This window comes from Frankia sp. CoWAU3, from assembly GCF_977971855.1.
This window is the reverse complement of sequence record NZ_CDWWXB010000076.1, coordinates 1-10,873: the sequence shown is the minus strand read 5'-3', so window position 1 is coordinate 10,873 and position 10,873 is coordinate 1. Positions and strand designations below refer to the sequence as shown.

The 10,873-nt window shown below is 70.9% G+C and carries 10 protein-coding genes and 1 pseudogene; 4 read left to right on the top strand and 7 right to left on the bottom strand.

Going from position 1 to position 10,873, the window contains the following annotated elements:
- Positions 1 to 228 precede the first annotated feature (228 nt).
- The 3 genes from AC08ON_RS09270 to AC08ON_RS09260 all read right to left on the bottom strand — a co-directional run bounded on the left by AC08ON_RS09270 (position 229) and on the right by AC08ON_RS09260 (position 4,295).
- Positions 229 to 1,596 carry a citrate synthase gene (locus tag AC08ON_RS09270; RefSeq protein WP_011434559.1) on the bottom strand — a complete coding sequence of 456 codons (1,368 nt, stop codon included), beginning with the start codon at positions 1,594 to 1,596 and terminating at the stop codon, positions 229 to 231.
- A 237-nt stretch (positions 1,597 to 1,833) separates the two neighbouring features.
- Positions 1,834 to 2,541 (bottom strand): response regulator transcription factor, encoded by a 708-nt coding sequence (locus AC08ON_RS09265; protein WP_476607500.1) that lies wholly within the window; start codon positions 2,539 to 2,541, stop codon positions 1,834 to 1,836.
- On the bottom strand, positions 2,532 to 4,295 hold the full coding sequence (locus AC08ON_RS09260) for a sensor histidine kinase (RefSeq protein WP_476607499.1): 1,764 nt from the start codon (positions 4,293 to 4,295) through the stop codon (positions 2,532 to 2,534). The genes AC08ON_RS09265 and AC08ON_RS09260 overlap by 10 nt, the downstream gene beginning before the upstream one ends.
- A 348-nt stretch (positions 4,296 to 4,643) precedes the next feature.
- Between AC08ON_RS09260 and AC08ON_RS09255 the strand changes: the two genes are divergently transcribed.
- Positions 4,644 to 5,075, top strand: coding sequence for a MarR family winged helix-turn-helix transcriptional regulator (locus AC08ON_RS09255; RefSeq protein WP_476607498.1), 432 nt, complete (start codon positions 4,644 to 4,646; stop codon positions 5,073 to 5,075).
- A 36-nt stretch (positions 5,076 to 5,111) separates the two neighbouring features.
- Here AC08ON_RS09255 and AC08ON_RS09250 read toward each other — a convergent pair whose 3' ends face one another.
- Positions 5,112 to 6,125 carry a Gfo/Idh/MocA family oxidoreductase gene (locus tag AC08ON_RS09250; RefSeq protein ID WP_476607497.1) on the bottom strand — a complete coding sequence of 338 codons (1,014 nt, stop codon included), beginning with the start codon at positions 6,123 to 6,125 and terminating at the stop codon, positions 5,112 to 5,114.
- A gap of 269 nt (positions 6,126 to 6,394) precedes the next feature.
- Between AC08ON_RS09250 and AC08ON_RS09245 the strand changes: the two genes are divergently transcribed.
- Positions 6,395 to 7,060 carry a 2'-5' RNA ligase family protein gene (locus tag AC08ON_RS09245; protein WP_476607496.1) on the top strand — a complete coding sequence of 222 codons (666 nt, stop codon included), beginning with the start codon at positions 6,395 to 6,397 and terminating at the stop codon, positions 7,058 to 7,060.
- Here the strand turns inward: AC08ON_RS09245 and AC08ON_RS09240 are convergent.
- Together AC08ON_RS09240 and AC08ON_RS09235 are read right to left on the bottom strand one after the other, a co-directional pair.
- The gene (locus AC08ON_RS09240; protein ID WP_476607495.1) at positions 7,027 to 7,527 is read right to left on the bottom strand and encodes a winged helix-turn-helix domain-containing protein; all 501 of its coding nucleotides are present in this window, start codon (positions 7,525 to 7,527) and stop codon (positions 7,027 to 7,029) included. The genes AC08ON_RS09245 and AC08ON_RS09240 overlap by 34 nt on opposite strands.
- Positions 7,528 to 7,886: 359 nt before the next feature.
- On the bottom strand, positions 7,887 to 7,967 hold the full coding sequence (locus tag AC08ON_RS09235; RefSeq protein ID WP_347272474.1) for a putative leader peptide: 81 nt from the start codon (positions 7,965 to 7,967) through the stop codon (positions 7,887 to 7,889).
- 206 nt (positions 7,968 to 8,173) lie between these two features.
- On the opposite strand from AC08ON_RS09235, the gene AC08ON_RS09230 reads away from it, so the two are divergent.
- On the top strand, positions 8,174 to 9,076 hold the full coding sequence (locus AC08ON_RS09230) for a sulfotransferase (RefSeq protein ID WP_476607185.1): 903 nt from the start codon (positions 8,174 to 8,176) through the stop codon (positions 9,074 to 9,076).
- A gap of 60 nt (positions 9,077 to 9,136) precedes the next feature.
- Positions 9,137 to 9,475 (top strand): DUF2530 domain-containing protein, encoded by a 339-nt coding sequence (locus AC08ON_RS09225; protein ID WP_476607186.1) that lies wholly within the window; start codon positions 9,137 to 9,139, stop codon positions 9,473 to 9,475.
- A 28-nt stretch (positions 9,476 to 9,503) separates the two neighbouring features.
- Here AC08ON_RS09225 and AC08ON_RS09220 read toward each other — a convergent pair.
- Positions 9,504 to 10,873 (bottom strand): annotated as a pseudogene (locus AC08ON_RS09220) (sacsin N-terminal ATP-binding-like domain-containing protein); the annotation flags it as partial.

Below are 10,873 nucleotides of genomic sequence, written 5' to 3'. Positions count from 1 at the left end.
TCGACGTCGAGCCCTACCGCAAGCTCGGCCGCAACCAGCTGCGGGTGGCCTGCTTCCCGGCGGTCGAGCCGGCCGACGTCGAGGCGCTCACCACGAGCATCGACTACGTGGTCGAGCACCTGTAGGCGGTCGAGCACCTGTAGGCGCCGGGAACCGGCGGGAGCCGCCAGCCCAACCACAAGGGCCGGGGCCGCGGGAGGCGCCGCGGCCCCGGTGGGGCGCATCCGGTCAGCGCAGCGGGCGCTCCGGTGCCGCCTGGGCCGCCTGGGCCGCGATCGGGTCGATCCCGCTGTCCCCGACCCCGCTACGGTCGTCGATCGGGACATACGACCGCTGATCGTAGCCGATGTACAGCTGGCGCGGTCGGGCGATCTTCTGCTCGGGGTCGAGTAGACCCTCCTCCCACTGCGCCAGCCATCCCGGCATCCGGCCGATGGCGAACAGCACCGGGAACATCTCTACCGGGAAGCCCATCGCCTGGTAGATGATGCCGGTGTAGAAGTCGACGTTTGGGTAGAGCTTGCGCGCGACGAAGTACTCGTCCTCCAGCGCGATCCGCTCCAGCTCCATGGCCAGGTCGAGGAACGGGTTCGTGCCGGTGACCTTGAAGACCTCGTCGGCGACCTGCCGGATCACCCGGGCCCGCGGGTCGTAGTTCTTGTAGACCCGGTGGCCGAAGCCCATCAGCTTCTTCTTGCCGTCCTTCACCTGGGCGATGAAGGCGGGGATGTTCTCGACCGACCCGATCTCCGAGAGCATCCGCAGCACCTGCTCGTTGGCGCCACCGTGCAGCGGACCGTAGAGCGCGGAGATCGCGGCGGCGGCCGCCGAGAACGGGTCCGCCTGCGAGCTGCCGACCGCGCGCATCGCGTTGGCCGAGCAGTTCTGCTCGTGGTCGGCGTGCAGGATGAACAGCACGTCGAGGGCGTGCTCCAGGTTGGGGTCCGGCTCGTACTTGAGCTCGGTGGCCTTCCACATCATGTTGAGGAAGTTGCCGGCGTAGGACAGGTCGTTGTCCGGGTAGACGTACGGGAAACCGACCGAGTGTCGGTAGGAGAACGCCGCCAATGTCGTGATCTTGGCGATCAGGCGGACGATCTGCAGCCGGCGCAGCCCCGGGTCGTCGATCGTCTTGGCGTCCGGGTAGAAGGTCGACAGCGCACCCACCGTGGAGACCAGCATGCCCATCGGGTGCGCGTCGTGGTGGAAGCCGTCGATGAACTTCTTGATCGATTCATGGACCAGGGTGTGATGGGTGATCTCGTCTTCCCAGGTCGACAGCTCCTCGGCGGAGGGAAGCTCGCCGGCGAGGAGCAGGTAGGCGACCTCGAGGAAGCTGCTCTTCTCCGCCAGCTCCTGGATCGGATAACCGCGGTAGCGCAGGATGCCGGCGTCACCGTCGATGTAGGTGATCGCACTCCTACAGCTCGCCGTGTTCGTGAAGGCGGGGTCGTACGTCATCAGCCCGAAGTCGTCGTCGCTCGTTTTGATCGAGCGAAACGCACTCGCACGTACCGCGCCGTCCGTAACCGGTATCTCATACGTTTTTCCGGTGCGGTTGTCGGTGACGGTCAGTGTGCTGACCTGCTCGGACACGCCGGGCTCCTCTCGCTGTGGCGGTGCCGCAATGACGGCACTAGCCCAAGTCGGGGCGCGCGTCCGGGTACGGAGCGCTCACGCCGGTTCGCTGGCTCACATGGTTGTTCCCAAGTTTGGCCGTTCGTGCCTGCACATGCCCGTGATCGGTGAGCTCCGTCCCACGTGTGCTACACCACCCCCGGTGGGACAGAGTCTCCCGTGGCTGCGCTCGGGGTTGGAATCACGCTTCGATGGTCACCGCGGCTCGCCCAACCGGGTGGACCGCTCCTCGCAGAGCGAGGAGCGGTCCTCGCCGCCGGTGGCTCGGAGCCAGGCGAGCACGGCCAGCACCCGACGGTTGTCGTCCGCGGAGGCCGGCATCCGCAGCTTTGTGAAGACGTTGGCTACGTGGTTCTCGACGGTCTTCGGCGCCAGATGGAGTTTGGCGCCGATGCCCTGGTTCGATCGTCCCTCGGCCATGTGCCGGAGCACGGCCCGCTCCCTGGCGGTGAGGAGTTCCAGTTCGTCGGCCCGCCGGCGATGGGCCAACAGGCCGGCGATGACCTCCTCGTCGACGACGAGCCGGCCGCTGACCACCCTGTGTAACGCGTCGTGCAGCGCGGTGATGTCGTCCACCCGGTCCTTGAGTAGATATCCGATGCCGCCGCCCCCGTCGCCCAGCAGCCGCAGCGCGTACGGCGTCTCGGCGTACGTGGACAGCACCAGGACGCCCATCGCGGGATGAGCCGCACGTATCGTCTCGGCCGCTATCAGCCCCTCGTCGGTGAACGTCGGAGGCATCCGGATGTCCAGGATGACGGCGTCGGGCCGGCTGCCGGCGAGCTGGTCGATGATCTCGTCCGCAGTCCCGGCCTGCGCGACGACCTCGACTCCCGCGGCGGCCAGCAGCATGGCCAGCCCCTCGCGGAACAGGGCCGAGTCGTCCGCGACGGCTACCCGCACGGGATGCTCGCAGTCAGCCGGGTGCCGCCGCCGGACGGGCTGACGATGCTCAGGTCGCCGCCGAGCGCACGTACCCGGTCCGCGAGACCCGCGAGCCCGCCACCCTCGACCACGACGGCACCGCCCTTACCGTCATCGGTGACTTCGATCAGGATGCCGCCGTCCACACACCGGACCGTCACCCGGACCTGGGCCGCCCCGGCGTGTTTGACCGTGTTCGTCAGCGCCTCGCAGATCGTGTAGTAGGCGCAGGCCTCCAGGATCGGCTCGAACCGGACGGTCGGGATGTCGAACTCGACCTTGACGGGAAGGGGCTCGATCACCACCTCCAGGGCTGGGCGCAGCCCACCCTGACTCAGCATGGCCGGGTGGATTCCCCGGGCCAGACTGCGCAGGTCCTGGAGAGCATGATGCAGATCCTCGCGAGCGGCTTCGATGGCAGAGATCGTATCGGGGTCGGAGGTCTTTGTCCGGGCGAGTCCCAGTCTGGTGGCGAGGGCCAGCAGCCGTTGCTGGACGCCGTCGTGCAGATCGCGCTCGAGGCGGCGCCGTTCGATCAGGCCGGCCTCCACGATGCGGGCCCGGGAGGCGCGTACGGCGTCCAGCTGCGCGGCCACGGCGGCGTGCAGCCGGGCGTTCTCCAGCGCCATGGCGCTGGCCTGCAGGGCGACCGTGACCAGGTCGCGGTTGCGCTCCTGGGCGGCGGTGGCGGAGATCAGCGCCAGTGGCGCGCCCGACGAGGTCGTCACCGGCACGAGCAGCCGGCCGGCTCCGGGGCGGGGCGGGGTGGCCGTGGCGCCGTCGGCGTCGACGTGCCGCCGCTCCTGCGGCATCCATAGGAAGAGCTCGGCGGAGTCGTCGTGCAGAGCCGTACGCAGGATGTCCCGTACGGCCGGGACCGTCGGCGGCATCGGCAGCGTCGCCAGGATCTGTGCGATGCGGGCGCGGGCGAGCTGGCGGCGTACGCCCGCTGCGGCGAAGGCCAAGGGGATGGTCAGCAGCGCGAGCGCGATGAGGATGAAGGCCGGCGGGACGTAGGCTCCGCTGGGCTTGCAGACGAAGATGTTGACCGTGGCGGCGAGGGTGAACGCGATCAGCAGCGCGATGGCGACCGGTCCGAAGATCCGGCGGTCGAGCGCGGAGTAGCGGCGCAGCCGCACGCGGACGACCCAAAAAAAGGCCGCGGCCAGCACGAGGGTCAGGCTGTCGAGGACCCAGATGATCTCCTCGAAGGCATCCCGGTCGATCGGCGAGCCATACCACCAGACATTTCGGGAATATCCGAACCAGGTCGGGTCGGAGATGCCGACCAGTCCCAGGTTCGCCACCGGGATGAGGAGGACGGCGCTCGCCAGCAGGGCGCGCTCGCGGTTGCTCTGCAATCGCCCGACCGGATATCGCAGCGCGCCCCAGCCGAGACAGACCCAGAAATGCGTGTAGGCGAACGTGGAGATGAAAGCCGACGGACCCTCGTCCCACGCCACGGTCCAGGTCAGTGCCCAGAGCAGACCACTGAAGATCATGGCTCCGGTGGCGCTGCCCAACGCGTCCTCGCCGTTCAGCAGCACTCCGGTGAGGACGAAGGTGAGCGCCACCGAGACGTTGATGCCCGCCGTCACCGGGTTGTCGGAGAATGCCGGCCACTGGCAGGCGACCGTTCCGGCCGTGGTGGCCACGCCCCCGATGCCGAAGCACCATGAGCGGTGGCGGGCGGCGCAGGCGGCCAGCCTGCGGGGTACACGCGGATGAGGCACCTCAATCCACCGTATGTAGCCGGAATCTCACCGAACAAGCGTCGCACATGGCGACCACGGGTTTTGAGGGTTCCCCCCTAATCTCCCGGCGGCAACCCCCCGAAGAACTCTGGAGCTGCCCCCGAAGCCAGCGGTGGCATCGAAGGTGGAGGCTGGGAGAAACGGGTCGGTGTCCCTCGGCGACCGGGCCTTCGGGACCGGGCCTTCGGGGGCCGGAGCTCGCGAGAGGCCGCCTGTGGTGGTGGGTCGGCTGCCGCTGGGGGGGTGGCCGACCCACCACCTGCTGTTTTCGGCGGTTCACCAGAATGTCATTCGTTTCTGAGTGTCGCTAACGAGTACCGTCGTGAGATGGAGACCGAGACGGCACGTGAGGCCGAACTCGCGTCCGCGCTGCGCCTGTCGGTGATGCGGCTTTCCCGGCGCATGCGCCAGGAACGGTCGAGTCGGCTCACCCCCACGCAGACCTCCGCGCTTGCCACGCTGGAGCGGCACGGCCCCATGACGCTCGGGGAGATCGCCGCCCACGAGCGCGTCCAGCCGCCGTCGATGACCCGGGTGATCGCGCATCTGGCCGTCACCGGGCTCGTCGAGCGCCGGCCGCATCCCACCGACGGCCGTCAGGTGATCGCCGAGGTGACCGAGGCGGGTCGAGCCCTGCTCGAGGACGACCGTCGGCGCCGGGACGAATGGCTGACCGATCGGCTGGCCGAGCTCTCACACGAGGAGATCGCCGCGCTGAACCGCGCCGCACCGATCCTGGACGCGCTTGCCGGCTCGTAGGCCGCCCGCCGATCCGAGCATCGTTCCAACCGCCGTTCAGAGCTCCACCCAACCGCCCTGCTGATGGGAGGTCTGCGCGGCGGCCATCAGGTGGTTCGCGGTGAGCAGGTCGTGGAAGGTGGCGCCGCGGACCAGCCGGGCGTCGTCGAGTTCGGTGGCACGCACCACGTCGTAGGTGGCCTCCACCAGCCCCGGCCGGGAGGTCGGCACGGTCGGCATCATCAGATCCCGGATGCCGCTGTCGTCCTGGCGGCGGACCAGACGGCCCCGGACGACGATGCGTCCGGAGTCGCCGCATACCGTGAGGGTGGCTGTGCCGAGGTTCCCGCCCATCTGCTCGTTGATCAGGACCGTCGCGCCGCTCGCCGCCAGCAGGGCCAGCGTCACCGGTGCGTCCGGGGTGAGCGCCGGGGCGGGCATCGCGGCCGGATCGGCGCAGACCGCGAGGATCTCGCCGCACCAGCGCATCGCCAGGTCGATGATCTCGACCCGCCCGGCGGGCCCGTTCGGCGCGCCCACCACGGTCATCTGGGTGAGCCGGCCCAGGGAGGGAACGGTCGCCGCGACGTGGGTGGCAGCCGGCCAGGCCCGCCCGTCGAGCGCGACCACGTGGGCGAGATCACCCTCCTCGGCGAGGTCGGCGACCGCGCGCAGGGCCTCGGCCTCGACGGTCGCCGGCCCGGCCAGGAGTACGTGCAGGCCGATCTCGGCCGCTTGCCGGGCGACGATGTCGGACGCGGGCGGCGGTATCTCCACGCAGACCGCCTCGATGTCGTCCGAGAGCAAGGTGAGCAGATCGGCGTACGCCCGTCGGACACCCGCCTCGGCGGCCCAGGCCAGGGACTCCAGCGGCTCCGGGGCGAGGAGACCGACGACGTCGACCCCGGCATCGCGCAGCACCTCGGCGGTAGTGATGTCCGAGCCGTCGGTGACCAGGGCCATCGCGAGGGGCAGGTCCGGCTGCCGCCGACGCACGACGCGACGCAGCTCCCGCCAGGCCTGAGAAAGGGCGGGATCGCGCGGCGGCACCAGATCGGGGAGCGTCGTCACAGCATTGATAGTGCTCCCCGTCCGGTGGCGAGGGTCGCCGGTCAACCCGATTGTCGCCGAGAACCGATCGGAGGCCGAGCGCTCGCCATCCGGGCCCGGAGCAGGTCCATGCCGCACTGTTCGTCTCGGCTCAGGGAGACTGCCGTCCGCTCCAGGGAGACTGTCGTCCGTCCCAGGGAGACTGTCGTCCGTCCCAGGGAGCCTGTCGTCCGCCCCAGGGAGAGGGAGCCTGTCGTTCCAGGGAGGTTGAGCTGGCAACCAGACTGTTCGTGGCGGCCGTCCCACCCCCCGAGGTCGCCGAGGCGCTGCTCGCGGCCGTGCGCAGGACGCGCGCCGCGGCGGCGGATCTGCGCTGGACCACGCCGGACCAGTGGCACGTCACGTTCGCCTTCCTCGGGCCGGTGCCGGACGACCGGCGCGCCGAGCTCGGCGTGAGACTGGCGCGGGTGGCACGCCGGCACGGCCCGTTCGCCGTCGAGACGGTCGGCGGCGGACGGTTCGGCGATCGGGTGCTGTGGACCGCGGTGCGGCAGCCACCGCCGGTGACCGCGGACGCATCCGTCGACGGCATTGCCGCAGCCGCAGCCGCAGCCGCCGGTGACGTGGCAGGCTCGCGAGCCAGCCCACGCCTGACAGCGCTGGCGGTCGGGGTCCGGCGGGCCGCCGAGCGTGCCGGGGCGGCCCGCCGGGACACCCGTCCGTTGCGCGCACATCTGACGCTCGCCCGGGTGCCGGACGGACGCGGGCGGGCACTGCAACCGCTCGTCGAGCTGTTGCGTGCCGATGTCCCATCGCTGCCCTGGAGCGTCGAGCGGCTCATCCTGATGAGCAGCTCGGGCGGCGGCGAGTCCGGATCATCCCCCACCTACCGGGCGGAGACGGTCTGGGACCTCGTCGGTGGTCAACCGTCGGTCGAGGGATCCGCCGGGCGGTAGCGGTAGCCCACGCGGCGGATGGTCTCGATACGGTCCCGGTGCTCCGGGCCGAGCTTGCGCCGCAGCCGCGTCACCAGGACATCCACCGTGCGGATGTCGGGAGCCGACTCGTCGTCGACCTGATGGCCCCAGACCGAGCAGAGCAGTGCCTCCCGGCTGTACGCCTGCCCGGGATGGCGGACGAAGAAGTCCAGTACCTCGAACTCCAGGTAGGTCAGCTGCAGGGTCCGGCCGTCAACGGTGGCGAGCCAGGCGGTGCGGTCGACCCACACCCCGCGCTGGGGCGGCGGCGCGATCTCCCACTGGCCGGTCCGGAGGCCGGCGTCGGGCGTGTGCGCGGGCGCCGTCGCGGGCAGGGACGGTCGTGGCAGGGACGGTCGTGGAAGGGACGCCGCCGGAACGGACGCCGCACGGGAGGGCGCGGTGTGGGGCGTCCGGTACGGGAGGACGGTCGTCTGCGGGGGCATTACTGGCCTTTCGGTCAGGTTTCTCTCGGTCACCGAAGATCGGGTGGGCGGCGAGATGCCGCCGACGTGTCAGCGTTCTGGCCGGTGGGTCCGCCGGGTACGCGGCGCGGTGGCGCGAAGATGGTGGCGGTGTCTCTCACCAGCGGCGGCGGGGGAGGGCGGGGCCGATGTTGTTCGGGGGAGGTCGGCATGTGCAGCTACCAGCGATGACGCTGCCCGGTGGGGCCTTCCTGGCGATGCTTGCCGGTTCGCGCGAGACGAGGCAACGTCGGTTGACAGACGGTGGCGTGCCCTGGTCTAGCGTGTCCGGACCGGCTGACGCTTCGTGAAGCGCCGTGCGGGAGGTAGGCGGCTGCCCGTCAGGCCGCCGGACAGGCGGCCGAGGCAACGCGGAGCAGATCAATGTGGCCCCGGGTGACCAGGATCAGCCGCTTCAACACAAGAGCAACGGAAGCACACTGCTCCGGCGGTCGCCAAGCATTGAAAAGTATGACTTATCTCACCTCTTGGTCTTTCGGTGGAATCTGTGGTGCATGACGCCGGCCGTGGAGGTCCCGGGATGTCCATCTTCCCGATGGAGAATCGTGAATATACTCACGGGCTGTTCCAGAAATCGCGGCCGGGGACGTCAGGAACAGGAGATGCCGTGGCTCTGCCTGATTTCTTCGTGATCGGTGCTCCCGACGCGGGTACGGAGGTCCTGCACGAGGAACTCGGCCGCCATCGATCCGTCTTCATGCCCGAGATCCCGCAACCGGGGTACTTCCTGGCCGGGCGCATCCTGGAAAGCGGGCTCGACGTCACCACGGCCGGCCGGGCCGGCGTCGTCTGTTCCGCTTGGGGCGAAGCCGGCGGGAGTGCCGGTCGTCCGGGCTGCGTGGCTCGCGCCGGGCCGGGCGAGCGATCACCTGTCCGTCGGCGATCCGACTACGAGGCGCTGTTCGACGCGGCTCCGGCGGGTGCGGTGCGCGGCGAGAGCACCCCGTATTATCTCGCCGACTTCACGGCGCTGCGGCATATTCACGAACTGCTTCCCTACGCGAAGCTCATCGTCGTTCTTCGTGATCCGGTGGAGCGGGCCTATGCGAACTGGGTCCGGATGCGGCTGGCCGGTCTTGAGGACCTCGACGATTTCGAACGTGCCGTGGCCGCCGAGGCCGCCCGGACGGCCGCGTGCTGGCCATGGCCGTGGCGCTACCTGGCCCTGGGCAGGTACGGCACGCAGCTGCAGCGGCTGTTCACGCTGTTCCCCCGCGAGCAGGTACTCCTGACGGCGCACCGCGATCTGATCGGGGATCCCGCCGCCGTCATTCGACGGGTCCACGGTTTCCTGGGGGTCAAGCTGGGGGCCGAGCGCCGAGGACGTCCCGGGCCACCCGGGACGTCCGTGCCGGCGCCCCCGTCCGTGCCGGCCTTCCCGGCCCCCCGGCTGGATCCGGCGATCGGGGCCCGGCTGCGGGACGGGTTCCGTTCCGATATCGCCCTGCTGAGCGACGTGACGAGACGCCGGTTCGACGAGTGGCTCGTCGAACCGGCGGACGACTCCTGACCTATCACCCCGGCCCGCGAGCAGTCCGGCCCGCGAGCCGAGAGGGTAGCGTCGAGCGGGATGAGCGTCTCAGCAAACAGCGATTCCACGGGTGGTGCGCACGCCCCCGAGGTCCCGCCCGTCCCGGAGGGCGGCGAGCCCGCCGCGACAACCCGCCCGTCCGCGCCCGAACCGTTGCCCTACGACGGGGTCGCCTCCGTCGCGGTGGGAACCGTGCTGTGGGCCATCGCCGCGCTGGTCATGGCGTTCTTCCTCGACGACCTGCGGGGCGACGGCCGGCTCTGGTGGTTCGTGACGGCGATTTGCGGCTTCGTCCTCGGGCTCGCCGGCCTGTGGATCGTGATCCGCCGCCGCAACCGGCTGCGGGCGCGGGGAAACCCTGACCACGCGGATCGATAGTCCGGCGACCGGAACCCACCGGCGCGGCTCAGGTCTCGTCGAGGTCGTCCTCCGCGGCTCGGAAGGCGGCACCGTCGGGGTCGCGCAGCGCCGCGGCCAGCGCATGCCGCCGGTCCCACTGCCCGCCGCGCCAGGCCAGGGCCCGCGCGAGCGCGTCTGAGCCGGCCTCGGCATCCACGTGGATCTCGCCGCCGATCCCGCCGAGTACCCGCCAGGGCACCCGGGTTGGCCTGCCGGCGAGATCCTCGACCAGCAGCGGGTCGTGAACCCGGTACGGTGTGCCGTCCGGTGCCTGCCGGGCCTCGCCGGGGCCCGCCGAGGCGATCTCGCAGGTGCCCGCCTCGGCGGTGAGGCGCACGCCGAGGACGTGGGCCACCTCGGCCGCCCGATCCAGCGGGAGACGCAGCCCGAAGCGGTCCGCGCCGAGCAGCCCCAGCATGTCCGGTGCGTCCACCACGACGACGTCGGCGCAGGCCCGGACGCCGTCCGGGGTGCGGACGGTCAGCGGCGGGTCGAACCGCCCGTCGTGGGCGGAACCGTCCGGCGCCGTCAGGACCCGGGCCACCGCGTCGACCGCGGCGATGTACAGCGTGCGAGCCGCGGGCCACGGCACGTCCCGGTCGACGTCGCCCAGCCGGTCGAGCAGGTCCATCACCGCGCCCAGGTCGCCGAGGACGTCCTCCAGCGTCAGCCGGCAGCCGAGGTGGCGCAGGAACTCGTCGTCGACCCCCGGGAGCGGTGCCGCCGGCGCGAACAGCCCGGTGAGCAGGGGGTCCGCGTCGGGTAGGACGAGCTCGCCCGGAGGCAGAACCCTGCTGTCCCGGTGCGCCGGGTGTTCCGCGGAGCGGGGCACCCGGCCGTCGCCACCGACGGGCAGCACCGCGTGCCGCGCCAGCCACCAGCGCGTATAGGACGGCTCGGGGGCGAACACGATGTCCCGCAACGGTGGTCGGGCGAGCTCGGCGAGCGCCTCGGGCCAGGCGGCCCGGTCGACGAGTTCGAGATCGCGTACCGCCGCGAACACCCCGATCATGGCGGGTGCCGGTGGCCCGCCGGGAGGCGGCCGACGCAGGTTCGCCGAGCCGCCCGGCGCGCCGTGGTCGTCCGCCGCGACGTCGTCAACCCAGGTGTCGCTGTCGTCGAGGTCAAGCAGGATCTGCTCGTCGGGATCCAACGGCAGGTCGTGGGCGTGCAACACCCCGAAGGTGCGCAGCACACCGACCTTCGCCAGTACCTCGGCGGGCCAGGCCCGCGCGACCTCGGCGCTCAGGGTGCCGAAGGGCGCGTCCTCGGCGAGCACCCGATCCAGGGGGCCTCCCTGGATCAGCAGCTCGCCGGCCGGGGTGAAGTCACCGTCGCCGTCCGGCAGCAGCAGCTCGTCGAGCCAGCTCAGGTCGG